Raw genomic sequence first — 19,315 nt, forward strand, 5'->3', positions numbered from 1 at the left:
TAAGGAGTTGTATATGGTTACTTGTGTTTGCCTGTTTTCACCGGATTAAATCTGGCGATCGCACAGAGGCTACAGCAGCATAGAGGATACACGTAAATATCCCGTACTTGCACAAAACCTGATGGTAGCAGATTGGCAATGGGGGAGCTAAGTAGTAGGCTCTGTTTTTCCGGACATTTCAATGATACTACCTACGCATAATATCATCAGAGAATATTAGTAATTGGGTCGAGGAAAATTAAAGCTGTTTCCCAGGATCTTGTTAAAAAAATGCCCACACCCAAAAAACGCGGTGTTTTGGATTCTGGCTCTGCCTTACTACTAGACAACTGCTAGACCCCCACGGGGTTACAGCCCCTCGTATTACTTCGTTTTTGACAATCGCCTAATTATGTAGGGCGCTGCAAACCGCACCTTACCATATTTGTAGCACGTCCAACCCGAGTTTTAGTAAGTTTTGATCCTGTATTTTTCTAGGGCAGATTTAGTCAGAGTTTCTGATACAAACGGGTTTGTCGCTGCCAAATCTGCCCTACCAGACAAGGTTAATTCGTATTACGAACCTGCCAGAATTTTTAGGTAAGCTTCTACTGTTTTGGACAACCCCATTTCTAGCGCTTCCGCAATTAAAGCATGACCAATTGATACTTCGAGTATATCAGGAATAGAGCAAAATTTAGCTAAGTTTTGCAAATTTAAATCATGTCCGGCATTCACTCCCAAACCTGCTGATTGAGCGGCTTGAGCTGCTAAGACATATTGTTGAAAAACAAAGTCTACTCTACCTTCGCGAAAAGCAGTTGCGTAGGGTTCCGTGTACAGTTCTACTCGGTCTGCTCCAACTTCTTTTGCTAGCGGCATGAGAGCAGCATTTGCCTCCATAAACAAGCTGACTCTGATACCATTGTCTTTTAATTTTTCAATGATTGGTAAGAGCCGATCGCGATTTTCGGGAATATCCCAACCGCTATCCGATGTTAGCACGTCTGGAGCGTCTGGGACTAAGGTACACTGAGCGGGTTTTACGTCGCAAACTATATCCATAAATGGCGGCTGAAACGGATTTCCTTCGATGTTGAACTCAACGGTTAGCATTTTAGCTAATTCGTAAACATCCGCAGCTTTGATGTGCCTTTCGTCGGGGCGGGGATGGACTGTAACGCCGTGGGCTCCGGCGGCAATTACTGTTTTTGCGGCTTCAGTAACGCTGGGGATGCCGATGTTTCGAGAGTTTCTTAGGAGGGCGATTCTGTTGATGTTGACGCTGAGTTTTGTCACGGGATGTTACTGTTTAAGGTTGATGCTACTATATTATCGCTTTCGGTACGAAACCTTGAGCCTATAGCGGTAGTTTTAGGGTGTTATCAAAGTAAAAATTAGCTTCTGCAAGCAGTAAACTTTCTGCAAATAAAGCCTCAGCTATTTGCTGTTTTGCTGTCAAATCTTCAAGGTGGGCGATGCAGAAAAGGGGTGCAACGCGATCGACTATTTCGGGCGGAAAGTCTCGGCTGAAATATTTTAGTTCAAAATCGTATCTGTGGGGACGGTAAATCATGCCCAACAGTTCGACTAAGGGTAGAAGCGTCCAATTGTGATAGTTGCCGATCGCATCTACTAAATGTCCGCGATAAATTTCTTTTTTTACCAGAGGTTGCAGCAAATCGAAACGAATTTTAATTTCGTTGAATCGGGTTTGCATTTGGGATAAATGATGGTTTTTATCCAAAGGAAGCGGTACAATTATATTAGCTTTGTCAAAGGCGATCGGCACTTTCCCGTGTCTCTCTATTTCTAAAAAATTGTTGCGGCTGCTGCGCCGGAAAACGGCGAAATCAATTAGCAAAAACGGCGGGGTTTCTTTGAGCCGCCAGAAGCACTGCGATTGACCGTGCCAAGCGGGTTCGGGAACTCGATATTTGAGTTCGATTTCGGCAATTTCTGCGAGGGATTTTTCAACAATATCAAAGGTTTGTTCCACGCAGTTATCTTCAACCACAACCGCAATATCGAGGTCTGACCACTCGTCGGTGTATCCGTGGGCTGCTGAACCTCCTTGCCACAAAGCGAGAACAAAATCTAAAGGTTTTAAGGTGGAAACAATCTTTTCGAGAATGATTTGTCTCATGGAATCAAGCTATACTGTTTGTTTTCCCTGGCTTGCACAAGTTTAACAAACGATCGCGTGTTGAGATTGCTCCGCGACAGTTGTCCGAGGAGTTGCTAATGCTTCCGGTTGTGCACTGCTGCCAAAAATGACACGGGAAGCTGCAAGGGAAAGTGGCAATATGAGGGAAAGTGCGATCGCCCGCGATTGAAAATCAGCCTTAAATTGTCAGAATCAGAAACTTGCCCGCTGTCCGGTAACATGAGAAAGGATTAATTTTAAACAGCGCGGCATGGCTACTATTTGGGAACTCGACTTTTACAGCCGTCCAATCATAGACGAGCGAGAGAAAAAAAAATGGGAAGTGTTGATCTGCGAAAGCCCGCTGAATGTAGGCGACAAGGCCGAATCTCTGTTTCGCTACTCGCAATTCTGCTCCAGTTCTACCGTAAATTCCCTGTGGCTGGCGGGTGCTATTAAAGATGCGATCGCCGCAGCACCGAAACGCCCCGAAAAAATCCGCTTTTTCCGCCGCCAAATGGCGAACATGATTACTAAAGCCTGCGATGACTTGGACATTCCCGCCGCCTGCAGCCGCCGCACCCTCGCCCTTAGCCTGTGGCTGGAAGAACGGATGCAAGACGTTTATCCCGCCGAACCGGGCTATCAACCGGTCGTCAACCCGAGCGTTCAATTTGTACCAGAAACGCCAGTTGCGCTGCCGGATGCTTTAATCGGGGAAAAATGGGCGTTTGTGAGTTTGCCGATCGCAGCTTTTGACGAAATGTCCGAGTGGGATATCGGATTTGGCGAAGCTTTCGGACTGCCGATGACACGCCTCGCCCCAGAAACGCAAATTCCGGGACTAATTATCTACTCGTCGAGAGCAACAGCTTTGGCAGGTTGGATGTCTGGTTTAGAGTTGGCTTTTCTGAAATTTGAGAGTGGCCCACCCGCTAGGCTGGTATTAGATACGGGAGCTAACGATCGCTGGATTTTAGCTAATCTCAGAGATGCAGGAACTGAGAGAGAAGCGAAAGGATTTGAAGCAGCTAAAAACCAAGCAAAAAAAGTACATTTTTTAGCAATTCAGTCGAATCCCGAATCGGAATCTTTTGCAGGATTTTGGCTGCTGCACGAACTAACTATTTAGTCATTAGTCATTAGTCATTAGTCAGTTGTTAGTTGGCAGTTGTTAGTTGTTAGTAGTCAGTTGTTAGTTGTTAGTAGCAGTTAATAATCTACAGTTATTTAGTCTAGAGTTAACAGCTAGATTGACTAATAACGAATAACTCATATAGCGGTTCTCAAATAATTGAGGTATGCTTTTCAGTCCAAGACCCGCGAGGTCTATGCTCTACGAGCATCTCATGTTACTGAGAAAGGCTATAACTAATAACTACTGCCAACTGACAACTGCCAACTAACTAATAACTACTGCCAACTGCCAACTGCCAACTGACTAATTACCAACCACCGACAACAATGACCAATCACCAATCAGCAGAACAACTGTTAGAACTAGCCACCAAAGCAGGTGCAGAAGCTGCTGAGGTATTGGAATCGCAATCGCTCTCGCGGCCGGTCTTTTTTGAAGCAAACCGCCTCAAACAGCTAGAAACCGCCCAAGCAGAAGGCATTGCCCTGCGGCTGTGGCGGGACGGGCGGCCGGGTTTGGCGGTGGCCTACGGGCCCGTGGAACTGCAAATTTTGGTGGACAGGGCGATCGCGCTTTCACAACTCAACGAACCGGAAACCATCGAACTCGGCACCGGTGAGAAAGTTGTTTATCCCGATCGCGGAGTGTCGGTGCCGGCCCAACAGCTAGTAAACTGGGGCAAAGAGGCGATCGCGATCGTCCGCGAAGCTTATCCAGAAAGCCTCTGCACCGCCGAACTCGACTGCGAAATCGAGAGCACCCGTTTGGTGAACACCAAAGGCTTGGATTCCAGTCACACCGACACCACCCTCAGCGGTTACTTGTCAGCAGAATTAGTACGGGGCGAAGATTTCCTCAACATTTGGGAAGGCGAAACCGAACGCGGCACCCTCGACTTAAACACCAGCGCCAAGCGGGTTTTGCAGCGTTTAGAATGGGCGAAAGACAATGTTGCTCCCGCCACGGGCCGCGTGCCGGTGCTATTTACAGCCAAAGCAGCCGATTTGCTGTGGGGGACTGTCTGTGCGGCGTTGAACGGCAAACAGGTACTCGAAGGCGCTTCGCCTTGGAACGATCGATTAGGCCAACAAGTGACTTCGCCGCTTGTCACCCTGTCGCAGCAGCCGGATATCGGGCCCTATAGCTGTCCTTTTGACGACGAAGGTACTCCCACGCGGGCGATCGTCTTTATCAACAGCGGAGTGTTGCAGCTATTTTATACCGATCGCACCACCGGTCGAGCCTTGGGCAGTGGCACCACCGGCAACGGATTTCGCCCAGGTTTGGGCAGCTATCCCACGCCGAGTTTATTCAATGTTTTGATTAAACCAGGTTCGCTTTCGCTAATCGATTTAATCGCTAAATTAGACGACGGAATTGTAGTCGATCAAATGCTTGGTGGCAGTGCTGGAATTTCCGGCGATTTTTCAATTAATGTCGATCTCGGCTACCGAGTCAAAAAAGGTCAAATAGTCGGCAGAATCAAAGACACAATGGTAGCTGGCAACGTCTACAACGTCCTCAAACAATTAGTAGAATTGGGAGGAGACTCCGAGTGGAACGGTTCTTGCCAAACACCGTCTCTAATTGTAGAGGGATTGTCCGTCATCGGCAAGAATTAAAGTCAGTTGTCTGTTGGCAGTTGGCAGTTGTCAGTTGTTAGTTGTCATCAATGATCCGTTAACAGTCAACAGTCAACAGTCAACAGTTCCCTGTTTCCAATTCCCTATTTCCAATTCCCAATTCCCTATTCCCTATTCCCAATTCCCTATTCCCACACATAATATGCGTATTTGTTTTATCGGCGATTCTTTTGTAAACGGTACTTGCGATCCCAAATGTCTCGGTTGGACAGGACGGATTTGCGCGGCCGCTTGCGGACAAGGACACGATATTACCTACTACAATTTAGGCATAAGGGGAGAAACCAGTGCCGATATAGAAACTCGTTGGTTCAACGAAGTTTCTCGCCGCTTACCTCACTACGGCGATGGCAGAATAGTATTTTCCTTTGGCGTCAACGACACTTACCGAGAAAACGAAAAAAATCGCCTAGAAGTTGAAAAATCAATTGAAAATGCTCGCTGTATTCTCACATCAGCGCAAGAAATATTTCCAGTATTAATGGTAGGGCCACCGCCAGTTATCGATAGCGATCGCACAAGCCGGATTGCCAACTTATCTGAACAGTTTTCCCAAGTTTGCAACGAGTTAAATGTGCCTTATTTAGATGTTTGCAGCCCGCTGCAAAATTCCGAAATTTGGCATAAAGAACTTACCGAAAATGACGTTTCCCATCCCCGCGCCGCCGGTTACGCTGAATTGGCTAAAATAGTTCACAATTGGGACGGTTGGAAAGCGTGGTTTAAAAATATCAATATATCAGATCAAGAGACAGTAACGCTGTTCCGAGCCGTCGGCAAAAAAGAAATGGAACTGATTAAAGAAAGCGATTTTCTGGCATTTCCGCCGCGCTTATCCTTTCAGCCTACTTTTTATCCCGTACTCCACAAAGCCTATGCCATACAAATCGCGAGAGATTGGAATACAAGAGATGCAGCATCGGGATATTTCGGCTATGTCACGCGCTTTCGGGTGGCGGCAGAATTCTTAAAAAAATATCCAGTTCAAAATGTGGGCAGTTCGATTCACCAAGAATATTGGATTCCTGCCGAAGAATTGGCTCAATTTAATCAAAACATTGTGGGCAAAATTGAGATTTTTGCGGAATATCAACCCTAAACTCGGAGCTAACTATGCTTGAATTTAATCAATTTTTAGTAGTGAGTTTTGACTGCTACGGCACTCTGAGAGATGGGGAAAGGGGAATACTGCTAGTCTTGAGACAATTGCTGTCAAGTCACGAGATATATTTGGGTAAATCGCAGACACGAAAAAACAGGATTTTGCGCGACACTGCCGGCCAGCGGCCAGCCTGATTTAGAAGTGCCGGATTTAAAAACACTGGTGGAGGCTATAAGGTAAAAAAATCGCAGATTGATATTAAATCCGGTAGCATCGGAATTACAACAGATTTTAGGTAAGTATCGAAGGATTTTTCGCTAAAGTGCGATCGAGCAGACAATTCTCAGGTCATCTACGCTATTTATGCCGTACATAACTATCCCTAAACAATTTAGGGAACCTTCCAGGGTCATCAAATCTCAACTTTTTTTACGGCCGAAACGCCTAGCCATTTTTGAAGCTTGTCTGATCGGTTTAATTTCAGGGCTGGCTGGGGTTTTGCTCAAATCAGGAGTTGGATGGCTTGGCAGTTGGCGAGTTGCTACCTCGACATTAATTCCAGCTTGGATATTACTTCCGGCTGTCGGTTTATTGGGTGGGTTGCTGACAGGTTTCTTGGTAGAGCGTTTTGCTCCAGAAACTGCCGGCAGTGGCATTCCTCACGTCAAAGCTGCTCTCGGCGGAGTCAATCTTTCCTTAGATTTGCGAGTAGCTGTCGCCAAACTTGTGACGACTATTTTAGCAGTTGGTTCCGGTTTAACTTTAGGAAGGCAAGGCCCGACTGTGCAAATAGGAGCATCTTTGGCCGGCTGGATAGGTCACTTGATGCCCACTTCCCCAGACTACCGCAGACAATTGATTGCTTGCGGTGCTGCGGCCGGATTGGCTGCTGGTTTCAATGCTCCCATTGCAGGAGTTTTGTTTGTAGTTGAAGAACTACTGCACGACGTTTCGGGATTGACTTTAGGGACTGCAATCATCGCTTCATTTATCGGTGCAGTTGTCTCGCAGCTTTTGGGCGGTGATAGTTTAAATTTGAACCTTCGCGCGTACCAAACCAGTTTTGATGCTCAGGAAATCCCCTTTTATATACTGTTAGGAGTTTTAGCGGGATTGCTGGGAGCTTTGTTCACCAAAGGGATTATTGCTAGCTTGCAATTTAACAGGCGATCGCTCAAATTAGCTTTGCCTGTGCGAATGGCTTTAGCTGGCATAATCTGCGGTTCAGTAATAGCTTTTCTTCCAGCAACTTTCCGCGATAATACGGGTTTACGGGAGTTTATGCTGACCGGTGAAGCAAGCGGGATAACGAGTTTAATTGCTTTTGTAGCTCACTTTTTTCTGACAATTATTTCCGCTGCTTCTGGAGCTCCGGGAGGATTGTTTTCCCCTGCCCTAGTTATGGGTTCTGCACTCGGTCACATGGTGGGAATTGTGCAGGCAGATTCCCTGGGTGTCGGTTTGCCGGTAACTTACGCTTTGGCGGGAATGGGAGCGTTTTTTTGCGCGGTTTCTAGAGCGCCGATTACTGCGGTAGTAATTGTGTTTGAAATTACGGCGGATTTCAAATTAGTGCTGCCTTTGATGATCTGTTCTGTAGTTGCTTATTTGGTCGCCGAAAAGGTGGACAGTGGCTCTTTGTACGATCGCCTTTTGGATTTTAACGGCATTCAACTGACAAAGGCAAAAGCTGCGAGCAATACTTTGAGCGACTTGCACGCAGATGACGTGATGCAGCGCCGAGTTGAAACTCTTTCGAGTCTGCTGACTTTTGATGAAGTGATGCAGGCTTTTTCGCGATCGCACCACCGAGGATTTCCAGTAGTTGAAGATGGCAAATTAGTGGGAATTGTCAGTCAAACCGATTTGGCAAATGCCAGCGGGCGCAATTTGTCCGGCAACTCCCTGCTTAAAGAATTTATGACTGTACAGCCGATCGCAGTCAAAGCAAGCGATACTTTAAGCGAGGTATTGTACAGGCTCAACAACTACAATATCAGCCGTTTGCCAGTCGTAGAAGGTCGGCGTTTGGTGGGAATTATTACCCGCAGCGACATTATCCGAGTTGAATCCGATCGCCTCAGCGGAGAAACCACCCAGGGCCCGCATCCAGAACCTTCTTATGTTGTCTATCAAACCAAAGCCCCGCAAGTGGGAAACGGCCGCTTATTAGTACCGCTTTCCAACCCCCAAACAGCACCCGCTTTGCTGCGGCTGGCTGCGGCGATTGCGCGCGATCGCAATTACGAATTAGAATGCCTGCAAATCATCATAGTACCGCGCAACAGTTCCCCCTCAGAAAGCGCAGTGCGGACAACCAAAAGCCGCCGCCTGCTACAACAAGCAGAGCGAATAATTCGCAATTGGAACTTGCCGGTACACACCCAAATACGGGTAGCTCACGACGTGCCTAACGCGATTTTGGAGACAATAAAGGAGCGACATATCGATTCAATTTTGATGGGCTGGCAAGGCGAATTTTCCACAAAAGGACGCATTTTTGGCGATGTGGTGGATACCGTAATTCGGCAAGCAGGCTGCGAGGTTATTTTGGTGAAGTGGAGCGAAAAACTATTAGCAACACGTAAGAAAAATGAGTTTTCCCCCATTTTCAGCGGGCGAAAATATACGTCTATTGAATGGGAATTCAATACCGAAGGAGTTGATGGTGCAGATAATCCCGGATTGGCGATATCCTCAGATTCATTAGCGACTCCAGAGACGGAACTTTCCCCGCCGAATTCAGACCTTCCAGGGCCAGAATTGGGACTGCACACGCTGATGGGTTTGCATCGCTGGTTGGTGCCTATTCGCGGCAGTTACAAGCAAGCTGCGGCTTTGCGGCTGCTACCTGCTTTGGTGGCTGCGAGTGCTGTACCGGAGATTAAATTGTGTCAGGTTCATCAGCCTTCTGTTGCAGAACCCGATCGCGGAGAATTAAAGCAAGCAGCGGAGTTTATCAAGCGCCGGGTTAGCTGTTCGATAATAGCGACTTCGGTTTGCGCTAAATCGGTTTCTGATGCTTTAATTGATTTGGCTCAGAACGATCAGTGCGATGCGATCGTCCTGGGAGCGAGCCGGGAAGGGCTGCTGAAGCAGGTGATTCACGGGAATATCCCGGAAGCTGTGGCGCGCGGGTGCGACTGTACAGTCATTTTAGTGCGATCGGCCTCTTAGCTAACCCGACGGGAATCGCCCTTCTTCCTGACATCCGTTAAATGCGTTGCCGCATCCGTTGGCTAATTTCTTTCTTCTTATGGCAGCCAAAAATCGGGAATGAAAGTTTTAGTCAAACTGCGAGTAAACTGATTAATCTTTCTCCCGATTTGAATGTGCGGTTCGTCAGCTTCCACGGGAATAATTGCCGCTTTGTTTCCGATTCCGAAACGCGAAATTACCAAATTTGCCGCCTCCAAACCAGTAACATAAGCCTTTTCCTGCGACCAAGAACCGTGACGGGTCACAACCCAATCGCCGCTCATCAATACATTATCATAACTTGTTACCGCAGGCAACAAATATTGATAGCTACCAGGGGCAAAATGCGTCACGGCCCGCGACAGCCGAATCGCGCTGCTGTCAATTACTTTTGCTTCCCGAAAAGCGGGGATACAAGTGGCTAAATCCCGCTGAACTAAGGCCACAATTTCCTCATCTTTCAGGGGAATTAATTGATTGGCGTGATAAAAGTCAGCTTCGACAACTGTTCCCGGTTCGTCTCTAAATTCGTCGTGCAAAGCATTCAAATCAAAAAACGTCCATCCCGTAGTTGAACTAAATCCAAAACAGGCATTAGAAGGCAGCGGAATGTCAATTTTTCGGTCAAACCACAGGCGAACAGCTAACACATCAACTGCACCCAAATTCATCGCGTCCCGAAACTCTTGGCGACCTTGCAAAGCTGGGCTGCTGCTGATTATTTTTTGCATTCCCGTGACGCCAACTGCAAAAATAACTGCATCTGCATCGAAGGTTTCTTCGCCGCAAACAACGCCTGTTGCTCTGTTGTGGCTGTCAACTACTAAGTCAGTAACTCGCTGCTTTGTCAATACTTTTGCACCTAGTTTTTTCAGGCGATCGACCCAGGGACGAAAGATTTTTTCTCCCACAGTTCCGCGACACCAAACTACATCAAAATCCGGTTGGTGTGCTAATATGAAATAATAAAGCATTCCCAAAGCAGCGGCGGCAGAACATTGTTCTCCTGGTGCAAATAAACCTACTAATAACATAGGCTCAAAAGCATCGCGGTAGAGTCTTGCAGACACGCCAAACTGTTTGAATAGTTCGCGGGCTGTGACGCGATCGTACCTGCGCCAAGCTTCGTCGGAATTGTCGAAATCTAGGACGGCGTAGAGTAAGGGTAAGGCGGAAAGTCTATCGACTAATGGCAGTCTTTTAAATCTGGTGTAAAGAAAGGTTCCTAACGGTGTGGGAAGGCGCGGTTCGTCCTGAAAAATCGGCGATTCTACTTCCAATCCTGCTGGTGAATACTGACAAGAACGAGTCCAAGGCGTGAAGGGATCGAGTCCTAATTCCTTGACTAAGGAAAAGATGTTTTTGTAGGGATACCAGAAGCCATGAATGCCTGCTTCTACGGAACGCCCGCCGGCGGTTTTCCACCCTGCAACTAAGCCACCCGGATAAGGGCCTGCTTCTAGCAGGGTGACATCATAGCCTTGCTGTGCTAGGTGATAGGTAGCGCCTAAACCGGCCCATCCTGCACCGACGACGACTATTTTTGGGGTTGACGATTCTGCTGACATTGCGTACCTCTTGATAATTTATTAATGATGACATAATTCATAAAATGCGGATTTGATATAAAATGTGTTGCATTATGTGCTAAATTTCGCTTGAGTGAATAATGAGTGTCAAAAACCGCCAGCAGACTAACCTGTTGCTGCTCTTATTTCCCGCTACGGCATGGCTGATGGTTTTCTTCATTTTGCCCGTGCTAATTGTACTGTTGTACAGTTTCTTAGAACGCGGTACTTACGGCGGTGTTACTTGGATATTTACTCTCAGCAATTACCAGCGTTTGTTCAGTGGACTTTTCTTAGGAGTAATTGGGCGATCGCTCTGGCTGGCTTTTCTAACAACAGCCACTTGCTTGTTAGTTGGCTATCCCCTAGCATTCTTCATCGCCACCCGTTCTCCTCGCTGGCGAAATGCTTTGCTTTTGCTGGTAATTATTCCATTTTGGACTAATTTTTTAGTGAGAACCTACGCCTGGATTATACTGCTGCGTAGCGAAGGAGTAGTTAACACAGCCCTGCAAAGCCTGCAAATTATTAGCGAACCGTTAAACTTGCTTTTTACGCCTTTTGCTGTGGCGATCGGTCTTATTTACGGCTATTTACCTTTCATGGTTCTGCCTTTATATTCTAGCATAGAACGCTTCAATTTTTCATTAGTAGAAGCCGCTCACGATTTAGGTGCAAATGATATTCGCACTTTTTGGCGCGTATTTTTACCATTAACAACTCGTGGTATTGTTGCAGGCTCGATTTTAGTTTTTGTTCCCGCTGTCGGCGCTTTCATCACACCGGATATATTAGGTGGATCTAAAACAGTTATGGTGGGAAATTTGATTCAGAATCAGTTTATGAGAGCCCGCGATTGGCCTTTTGGTTCGGCGCTTTCTATGCTGTTGACGGTAATCATATTGATTCCTGTGTTAATTTACTTCCGGGTGTCTGACGAAACCGAATAAGGTAAGGTATATACAAATCGTTGCACCCTGCGTTTAGCTTAAGATGCGCTAATGACTAATGACTAATGACTAATGACTAATGACTAATGACTAATGACTAATGACTAATGACTAATGACTAATGACTAAAACAAAACTAGATTTACTCGTGCGGGCGATCGGCAAAAAGTGGCTTTGGGTACAAGCTGTACTAGCATTTGCCTTTCTTTACTTGCCAATTCTCATCTTAATTATTTACTCCTTTAACGCCTCCAGATTCAATGCCGTTTGGCGGGGCTTTACCCTCGATTGGTACCGCAGTTTGTTTAGCAATGCAGGCGCGACGATTGCTACGAGTAGCAGCGCCGGAATCTGGACAGCACTCAACAACAGCTTACTAATTGCAGCTATTTCGACGGTGTTAGCGACAATTTTTGGTACAATGCTCGCCCTAGCACTGGAACGCTTTTATTTTCCGGGGCGCAAAGCAGTAGAAGCTTTACTGTTTTTGCCGATTATTATGCCCGAAATTACGATCGGCATTTCGTTGCTAGTTTTCTTTACCCTAGTATTTCGGATTGTAGAAAATCTCACGGGAATTCGCCTCAATCTCGGCTTACCTACCGTAATAATCGGTCATGTTGTCTTTAATATTTCCTTTGTGACTATTACTGTCAGGGCGCGTTTGGCGGAACTAGATCCTCAATTAGAACAAGCAGCTTTTGACTTAGGCGCTAACGAATGGCGGGCTTTTTGGCGCATCACTCTCCCTCTAATTTGGCCCGCTATTTTCAGCGCCGCACTGCTGGCTTTTACTCTGTCGCTGGACGATTTTGTCGTGACATTTTTTACCACTGGCGTCGGTTCCATGACGCTACCATTATTTGTTTACGGCATGATAAAGTTCTCAGTGACGCCAGCGATTAATGCCATTTCAACTTTGATGTTGTTGGCTTCCTTATTGCTGGTTGTATCATCGCTAAAAGTTCAGAAAAGTTAAAATAATTGCTTTCTGTGTCATAATTATTTTTGTCTGCAACTAACAAAACCTATGAAACGCCTGCTGACTTTCCTACTTTTGTTCGTGATGAGTGCAACAATGGCTTTCGGGTGTAGCCGCACAGGTGGCAACCAACAGCAAGTGCTCAGCATTTACAATTATGCAAGTTATATCGCCCCAGAAACGATCGCCCAATTCGAGAAAGAGAACAATGTTAAAGTTCAATACGACACTTTCGAGAACAGCGACGCACTCTATGCCAAACTCAAACAGGGAAACCCCGGTTACGACTTAATATTTCCCGCCGATTACATGGTGAAAATCATGATCGCAGAAAATATAATTGAGCCGCTGAATTTAAACAATATTCCCAACCAAAAGAACCTAGAACCTAAGTTTATCAATCAAGCTTTTGATCCGAACAACAAATATTCGCTGCCCTACCAGTGGGGAACCATGGGAATTGGCTACAACGTGAAAACAATCCAGGGAGAAATTAACAGTTGGGGGGTGATGTTCGACCCGAAATATACCGGAAAAGTCGCGTGGCAAGACGATGCCAGATACACATTAGCAGGAGTTTTAATGTATTTAGGATTTGATCCAAATACCACCAATCCCGAAGAGATTAACAAAGCCCGCGATTTGCTGATTAAAAGTAAAAATATCATTGCAGCTTTTGTCCCCGACACCGGGCAAAATATGCTAGATCAAGGAGAAGTAAATTTGACAATGGAATGGAGCGGTGATATTTTCCAAGTGATGACAGAAAATCCTAATCTCCGTTACGCTATTCCCAAAGAAGGAACAATCATTTTTTCTGACAATATGGCTATTCCCAAAGGTGCGCCCCAGAAAGAGTTAGCGGAGAAATTTATTAACTTTATTTTGCAGCCAGAAGTAGGCGCCCAAATTTCTAATTTTACCCACTTCGGATCGCCCAACAAAGCAGCAATTGATCAAGGTTTAATCGATCCGAAAGATTTGAATAATCCTCAAATTTACCCGCCGGCTGAGGTGTTTGGCAAAATGAAATTATTGGAGGATGTCGGGAAAGCAACTGCATTGTACGATCGAGCTTGGACGGAAGTTAAAGCAGGGGCTGGAAAGTAGATATAATATCAAATCCGTTAGCATCGGAATAGTAAATCCGAGTTCACTGTTCACTGTTTACGGTTCACGGCGTCAACCGTCAACATCATTCCGGTGTAACCGGAAATGATATAACACAGGTTTCTGCCCGGCCTGGTGCACTTAAATTTTTAGTTGGCATTGGAGTTGCACCCTCGTCAAGAACGGGCTCTCCGGACCGTTCAACAAAACTTAATTTTCTTGTGGAACGGGCCGGAGAGCCCGTTCCTAAACAAATAATTGATAATAGTGCAAGATATCAGTTTAACCGGACTTGAACTCAGATTTTTATTACTCACACATACTAACACAATGCACTCTGTCGAGGTTTTAGAAGTTTCCAAAATATTTAAAAGTGCCCGCAGTAAAGATTTCTTAGCTGTTGATAACATCAACCTGCAAATTTACGATCGAGAATTCTTTTCTTTACTCGGCCCTTCCGGCTGCGGCAAAACTACAACTTTGCGAATGATCGCGGGTTTTGAAATTCCCACAGCCGGCGAAATTTACATTCACGGCCAACCGATGCAAAATCGCCCGCCATTTCACCGCCCAGTAAATACGGTATTTCAAAACTATGCTTTATTTCCGCACATGACAGTAGCACAAAATGTCGCTTTTGGGTTGGAAATGGAGAATATGCCTCAGAAAACAATTCGCGATCGCGTTGCTGAAGCCTTAGCATTAGTACAGTTAACCGAGGTAGGAAAACGCTATCCCAGCCAACTGTCAGGGGGACAGCAGCAGCGAGTAGCCCTAGCAAGAGCATTAGTCAAACAGCCGTCTGTTTTGCTCTTGGATGAACCCCTAGGAGCGCTGGATTTAAAATTGCGTAAAGAGATGCAATTAGAATTAAAAAAAATGCAGCGAAAATTGGGAATTACGTTTATTTATGTAACTCACGATCAGGAAGAAGCACTAACGATGTCGGACAGAATTGCAGTGATGGATGGAGGAAAACTGCAACAAGTTGGGACGCCTGTTGATATTTATGAATATCCTAAAACGCGGTTTGTTGCTGATTTTATTGGCGACAGCAATTTTTTAAGTGGTCGAGTAGTAGAAAAGCAAAACGGTAAAATAATCGTGTTGGTTGACCAGGAGTTGCCCGTGTTAGTTGCAACAGCCGAAGATATCCCCCCTGGGAAAGTTGTCACCCTGGTGTTGCGGCCAGAAAAAGCTGCTATTTATCCGGCTAATTATGACGATGAAAATAGCTGGCCGGGAATAGTAGAAGAGGCTATTTATATTGGTACTGACACGCGCTATACGGTGCGGTTGACTGCTAAAAGTTCGATCGCCCTTCGCCGACAAAACTTGCACAGAGATGACTTGCAGCGACACCAAGTCGGCGACAGCGTTCGAGTTGCCGTGCCGCCGGAAAGTATTTGCATTTGTTGAAACTCAAGCGGGCTGAAGCCACTGAGATTCTTGGGAAGAAGGAGGAGGCGATTGAAGATGTACTTCCTTCCCCATAGAAGATAATCTACTTCTTCCTCCAGCTTCCTCCTTCTTCCTTCGCGTTCTTCGCGTCTTCGCGGTTCAATAATCTAGACAGTATTGGTGCTAAACTCGCGTTTGACTTTGCAAAATTTCCTCCAACAGCCGCTCTTGACTTTTCGCAGGTTCCTTGCAAGTCAAACACTCGCAAACTAACCCGATAACACCTTCAGGCAAATCAGCCTCAATCTGACAGACAGCAGTCGGATAATACTGGGAAATCAAGCCAGAAATTCGATCGCTCGACGTGCGAATCAGGGTAGAATGCTGATACCAGTCGATCGCCGAAAGTAGACTCGGACAAGCTTGCGGAGCATCTTGTACAATACTGCTGAAAGCTTGCAAACCTTGCTCCGCGCGATCGAGATATTCTAAATTCGGGCCCAACAGCGCGAGGCGAACCAAAGACGAGATCGCAATTCCATTCGCCGCCGGAGTTGCATTGTCTATATAGCTGCGTTCCCGCACCAACAAATCTCCGCTAGCATCCTTAGCAGTATTGTAATATCCTCCCAATTCCACGCTCCACAAAAACTCATCAAACTCTTCTTGCACCTGCACAGCTTTCTCCAACCAAAACTGAGAATTCGGCAACTGTTTGGCCTCTTCCCCATTGCCTAAAGTCAAACTCGCTTGATGCAAATCCAACAAAGCTTTCACAAACAAAGCATAATCTTCCGACTGCGCGGTAACAGCAGATTGTCCGTCATAATTCAACCGCTGAAACCGCCCATCCTTCCACTGATTGTCTAAAATAAAATTAGCCGCTTTCACAGCTAATTCCAGATATTCCCAATTCCCAAAAACCGCTGCCGCGCGGGCTAACCCCGAAATCATTAAGCTATTCCAAGCAGCAATCATTTTCGTGTCAGTAACGGCTGGAATTCTACCCGGCCAACTTTCGTTTTTAGCTTCTTGATTGTTGCGGGCTGGCGGAAAGGTTTTTACAGTATCGGGATTGCCACCGTAACGCACAGCAAAAAGTTTAGCCAAAGCCGTTTCTACCGTATCGCTCAGTTTTCCTGGGTGGCGGCGCTGCAATACATTCTGGCCTTCAAAATTGCCGCTGCGACTAACAGTAAACTGTGCTTTAATTTCTGCTAATTCCTCAGCAGTTAATAGTTGTTCCAGTTCGGCATAAGTCCAGACATAAAATGCTCCTTCTTCCGGTTCAAGTTCTTCCGAAGTGTTAAAGCTGTCCGCATCCTGTGCAGCATAAAAATAGCCTGTCGGCGCAATCATTTCTCGCTTCAACCATTCTACTGTCCCCGCGATCGCAGTTTCAAAAGCGGGTTCTTGTATTCCCACGCTCCACAAATTCGCTAAATACTCAACAATTTGACCGTTGTCGTAGAGCATTTTTTCAAAGTGTGGCACAGTCCAAGTCGCATCAACCGCATAGCGGTGAAATCCGCCTCCTACGTGGTCATAAATGCCGCCCAATGCTAAGTCTAATCCGCGCTGAGTGCAGACTTGTTTGCTGTCGTATTTTGATTCAAAATTAAATCGCGTTCCCCGCAGTGCTAGCTCAGCATAAGGTATCATCGGAAAACTGGGGCCGGGGTTGTTGCCGGCAATAATTCCGGTGTTGAGTTCTAAGCCTTTTTGGAAGAGTTCGCGATTTAATTCGGCAGTTACTCCTGACAGCGCTGCCGTCTGTTGGAGATTTCCTAAAATCTCTGCTTTGAAGGCTTCTACTTTGCCTTTTTCTGTGTCGTAAAAGCGGCGAATTGCTTGCAAAACTTCTAAAAATCCCGGCCGTCCGTAGCGCGGTTCTACGGGGAAATAAGTGCCTCCGTAGAAGGGAACTCGCTCGTCTGGAGTGAGAAAAACGTTGAGTGGCCAACCGCCTTGACCGGTCATCATTTGCAATGTTTGCATATAAATGCTGTCGATATCCGGGCGTTCTTCGCGATCGACTTTTATCGGTATAAAATGCGAATTCATGTATTGGGCGATCGCGCCATCGGAAAATGCTTCCCCTTCCATCACCGTACACCAGTGGCAGCTAGAGTAGCCAATTGACAGGAAAATCGGTTTATTTTCGCTTCGGGCCGCTTCCAAAGCTTCGTCGCACCAGGGCCACCAGTCGATCGGGTTTTCGGCGTGTTTCCGCAGGTAAAGGCTTTGGGATTGAGCAAGACGGTTGACCATAATCAAATATACTTTTACTCGTGCTGGGTAAGCTTGTCAGTCCTCTAGCAGTTTAGCGCGAGATGTTTTAGTTGAGTTGGTGCGGATAATTATGTTTTAATATTATGACTGATTATCTCGATCTAATATGAGCTTGTCATCTCGGAGAACCTTCAATCAACAGCTTGGACAATTTTTGCTGAGTGCTGCTGTTCCTCCTGCTGTTATCAAACTGAGCCAAACTGCATCCTCGGAACAAGCTTTATTAGAAACTAATCTTAACAATCTTCTGGCTAAAGCAGACCCAGAAATAGAATTATTAGTCCCGACCTTTTTAGGTAACGACAAGCGTCGCTTCTACGGCAGAGGTGTTCCGAAAAGTTTGAAGTTAATCGACAAATTTGAGCTAGGAAGCGGACGAACTTTTCTGGGAAAGCGGTCTGTAGTTTGGAGCGGGGCCGGTTGGACAGGACAGCCGACAATTACCAAAGACGGGGGGAAAACTTATTTAATTATAGGTGCTTATGACCACAATTTGCGAAAAATAGATATTGCTACCAATAAAGAAGTTTGGCGCTATAAATTTGATGATATAATCAAAGGTTCATCAACAATTTATATCGATGAAAAAGCTAGCGCCGAAAACAAAATTGTAATTTTGCAAGGCAGCCGCAGTGGTGGCGGTGGCAAAAGTGTCGTGCCAAGTTTTAGGGCAATATCTTTTAGAACTGGCAAGGAACTTTGGAAATTGGACATCAGGAAAACGCCCAGCTACAGCCGGGATAATGACAGCAGCGCGTTGGACATCGGCGGTGGCGTTTTGTTCAATGGGGGGGAAAATGCGATCGGCTATTTTCTCGATAGTTCCACAAGCAATGCAAAAATCAAACAAGGCATCAAGCAGCCAAATATCTTGTCGGAAGTACAGCTTTATGCAGCAACAGATATCAGCAAACACGGCGGCAACTTGGTAGCGGAATCATCGCCATCGAGACTCAAAGATAGAATATTTATAGCTGCTGGTTCCGGTCATATTTACGGTATTAGCATTGCAACTAAAAAGATAGTTTGGGATTTTTATACTGGTTCAGATTTGGATGGAAGTGCTGTAATTTCTAAATCAGGTAAACTGTTTTGTGCCATTGAAAAACAATACATTCAGGGCAACGGCGGAGTGCTGAAGCTGAATCCCAACAAGGAACCGAATGCCAGCGTCGAATGGTTTTTGCCTACCGGAAATCGCCGACTTTCTAGCTGGGAAGGTGGGATAATTGGCTCGGTGGCGTTGAATGACGAGTACAATTCAGGCGAGTTTCCGGCGCTGTTTGCCACAAATGCGATCGACGGCAATTTGTACATCGGTTCCCAAGATATGATTACAGGTAAAAAAACTTCGGTTCCTTGGCGAAACCAGTCTTACGATACTCCGGTAATAGTATTTAAACAAGCCATTGGTTCTTCAATTTCTACTCCGATTTTTACCGATGGCAATAAACTGATCAGTGCGGGATACAACGGTGTTTATTTGTTCAATTTGAATTGGGAACGAGCGAAGTCTGGAGATCAGAATGCGTTGAAAAATGCTAAAGGGGAGTTTTACCGTTTGAAAGTAATAGAATCGGGGAGATTTAAGCCGGGTTTGTCATTTGAGGCGACGCCTGTAGTTTGGGACGGAATTGTGAGGATTTGCGCGAGGGATGGCTGGATGTATACTTTGGGTTAGTTATTGGTATTTTGTAAGCTGTTCGACATCTAAACTGCATTAACTCGCGTTACCTTTGTTTTTGATCTTTCGGTTCCATTTCATAATTAATTCTCCTTCATTTAAAAGTTTATGTAACAGTGATT

The 19,315-nt window shown here is 45.9% G+C and carries 14 protein-coding genes; 10 read left to right on the forward strand and 4 right to left on the reverse strand.

Annotated elements, in window-relative coordinates; translation table 11 throughout:
• Positions 1 to 555: 555 nt before the first annotated feature.
• The gene (locus tag Q5691_RS21565) at positions 556 to 1,278 is read right to left on the reverse strand and encodes a pyridoxine 5'-phosphate synthase (RefSeq protein WP_333215261.1); all 723 of its coding nucleotides are present in this window, start codon (positions 1,276 to 1,278) and stop codon (positions 556 to 558) included.
• Between the two features lie 61 nt (positions 1,279 to 1,339).
• Positions 1,340 to 2,125 carry a nucleotidyltransferase domain-containing protein gene (locus Q5691_RS21570; RefSeq protein WP_333346895.1) on the reverse strand — a complete coding sequence of 262 codons (786 nt, stop codon included), beginning with the start codon at positions 2,123 to 2,125 and terminating at the stop codon, positions 1,340 to 1,342.
• A gap of 271 nt (positions 2,126 to 2,396) precedes the next feature.
• Between Q5691_RS21570 and Q5691_RS21575 the strand changes: the two genes are divergently transcribed.
• The 5 genes from Q5691_RS21575 (at position 2,397) to Q5691_RS21595 (ending at position 9,185) form a co-directional block, all read left to right on the forward strand.
• Positions 2,397 to 3,257: a Tab2/Atab2 family RNA-binding protein gene (locus tag Q5691_RS21575; RefSeq protein ID WP_333058000.1), complete on the forward strand. Its 861-nt coding sequence runs from the start codon at positions 2,397 to 2,399 to the stop codon at positions 3,255 to 3,257.
• Between the two features lie 332 nt (positions 3,258 to 3,589).
• Positions 3,590 to 4,885 (forward strand): TldD/PmbA family protein, encoded by a 1,296-nt coding sequence (locus Q5691_RS21580; RefSeq protein ID WP_333346898.1) that lies wholly within the window; start codon positions 3,590 to 3,592, stop codon positions 4,883 to 4,885.
• Positions 4,886 to 5,048: 163 nt separating this feature from the next.
• Positions 5,049 to 6,005, forward strand: coding sequence for a GDSL-type esterase/lipase family protein (locus Q5691_RS21585; RefSeq protein ID WP_333346901.1), 957 nt, complete (start codon positions 5,049 to 5,051; stop codon positions 6,003 to 6,005).
• A gap of 14 nt (positions 6,006 to 6,019) precedes the next feature.
• Positions 6,020 to 6,202 (forward strand): hypothetical protein, encoded by a 183-nt coding sequence (locus tag Q5691_RS21590; protein ID WP_333346904.1) that lies wholly within the window; start codon positions 6,020 to 6,022, stop codon positions 6,200 to 6,202.
• A 169-nt stretch (positions 6,203 to 6,371) separates the two neighbouring features.
• Positions 6,372 to 9,185: a chloride channel protein gene (locus tag Q5691_RS21595; protein ID WP_333346907.1), complete on the forward strand. Its 2,814-nt coding sequence runs from the start codon at positions 6,372 to 6,374 to the stop codon at positions 9,183 to 9,185.
• A 77-nt stretch (positions 9,186 to 9,262) separates the two neighbouring features.
• Here the strand turns inward: Q5691_RS21595 and Q5691_RS21600 are convergent, their stop codons facing one another.
• Entirely contained in the window at positions 9,263 to 10,774 is a 1,512-nt protein-coding gene (locus tag Q5691_RS21600; protein WP_333215249.1) for an FAD-dependent oxidoreductase, read from the reverse strand.
• A 101-nt stretch (positions 10,775 to 10,875) separates the two neighbouring features.
• Between Q5691_RS21600 and Q5691_RS21605 the strand changes: the two genes are divergently transcribed.
• From Q5691_RS21605 to Q5691_RS21620, 4 genes are all read left to right on the forward strand, one after another.
• A complete protein-coding gene (locus Q5691_RS21605) occupies positions 10,876 to 11,724 on the forward strand; it encodes an ABC transporter permease (RefSeq protein ID WP_333211837.1) in 849 nt (282 codons plus the stop codon).
• 121 nt (positions 11,725 to 11,845) lie between these two features.
• Complete coding sequence (locus Q5691_RS21610) at positions 11,846 to 12,703, forward strand: ABC transporter permease (RefSeq protein WP_333213904.1); 858 nt, start codon at positions 11,846 to 11,848, stop codon at positions 12,701 to 12,703.
• A gap of 51 nt (positions 12,704 to 12,754) precedes the next feature.
• Positions 12,755 to 13,816, forward strand: a complete 1,062-nt coding sequence (locus Q5691_RS21615; protein WP_333213903.1) for a spermidine/putrescine ABC transporter substrate-binding protein — start codon at positions 12,755 to 12,757, stop codon at positions 13,814 to 13,816.
• 330 nt (positions 13,817 to 14,146) lie between these two features.
• The gene (locus Q5691_RS21620) at positions 14,147 to 15,235 is read left to right on the forward strand and encodes an ABC transporter ATP-binding protein (protein ID WP_333346911.1); all 1,089 of its coding nucleotides are present in this window, start codon (positions 14,147 to 14,149) and stop codon (positions 15,233 to 15,235) included.
• Between the two features lie 165 nt (positions 15,236 to 15,400).
• On the opposite strand, the gene Q5691_RS21625 is transcribed toward Q5691_RS21620, so the two are convergent.
• A complete protein-coding gene (locus Q5691_RS21625) occupies positions 15,401 to 17,488 on the reverse strand; it encodes a thioredoxin domain-containing protein (RefSeq protein WP_333346914.1) in 2,088 nt (695 codons plus the stop codon).
• A gap of 127 nt (positions 17,489 to 17,615) precedes the next feature.
• Here Q5691_RS21625 and Q5691_RS21630 point away from each other — a divergent pair, with 127 nt between their 5' ends.
• Positions 17,616 to 19,190 carry an outer membrane protein assembly factor BamB family protein gene (locus Q5691_RS21630; protein ID WP_333346916.1) on the forward strand — a complete coding sequence of 525 codons (1,575 nt, stop codon included), beginning with the start codon at positions 17,616 to 17,618 and terminating at the stop codon, positions 19,188 to 19,190.
• Positions 19,191 to 19,315 lie beyond the last annotated feature (125 nt).

Origin of the sequence: Microcoleus sp. w1-18aA5 (assembly GCF_036701705.1) — a bacterium.
Taxonomy (GTDB): Bacteria; Cyanobacteriota; Cyanobacteriia; order Cyanobacteriales; family Microcoleaceae; genus Microcoleus.

Bases quoted from the DNA above. Each gene is read 5' to 3' on its own strand.
- Q5691_RS21590 (WP_333346904.1), top strand. From the start codon at position 6,020: ATGCTTGAATTTAATCAATTTTTAGTAGTGAGTTTTGACTGCTACGGC.
- Q5691_RS21580 (WP_333346898.1), top strand. From the start codon at position 3,590: ATGACCAATCACCAATCAGCAGAACAACTGTTAGAACTAGCCACCAAA.
- Q5691_RS21595 (WP_333346907.1), top strand. From the start codon at position 6,372: ATGCCGTACATAACTATCCCTAAACAATTTAGGGAACCTTCCAGGGTC.
- Q5691_RS21615 (WP_333213903.1), top strand. From the start codon at position 12,755: ATGAAACGCCTGCTGACTTTCCTACTTTTGTTCGTGATGAGTGCAACA.
- Q5691_RS21585 (WP_333346901.1), top strand. From the start codon at position 5,049: ATGCGTATTTGTTTTATCGGCGATTCTTTTGTAAACGGTACTTGCGAT.
- Q5691_RS21605 (WP_333211837.1), top strand. From the start codon at position 10,876: ATGAGTGTCAAAAACCGCCAGCAGACTAACCTGTTGCTGCTCTTATTT.
- Q5691_RS21610 (WP_333213904.1), top strand. From the start codon at position 11,846: ATGACTAAAACAAAACTAGATTTACTCGTGCGGGCGATCGGCAAAAAG.
- Q5691_RS21575 (WP_333058000.1), top strand. From the start codon at position 2,397: ATGGCTACTATTTGGGAACTCGACTTTTACAGCCGTCCAATCATAGAC.
- Q5691_RS21625 (WP_333346914.1), bottom strand. From the start codon at position 17,488: ATGGTCAACCGTCTTGCTCAATCCCAAAGCCTTTACCTGCGGAAACAC.
- Q5691_RS21600 (WP_333215249.1), bottom strand. From the start codon at position 10,774: ATGTCAGCAGAATCGTCAACCCCAAAAATAGTCGTCGTCGGTGCAGGA.
- Q5691_RS21620 (WP_333346911.1), top strand. From the start codon at position 14,147: ATGCACTCTGTCGAGGTTTTAGAAGTTTCCAAAATATTTAAAAGTGCC.
- Q5691_RS21630 (WP_333346916.1), top strand. From the start codon at position 17,616: ATGAGCTTGTCATCTCGGAGAACCTTCAATCAACAGCTTGGACAATTT.
- Q5691_RS21570 (WP_333346895.1), bottom strand. From the start codon at position 2,125: ATGAGACAAATCATTCTCGAAAAGATTGTTTCCACCTTAAAACCTTTA.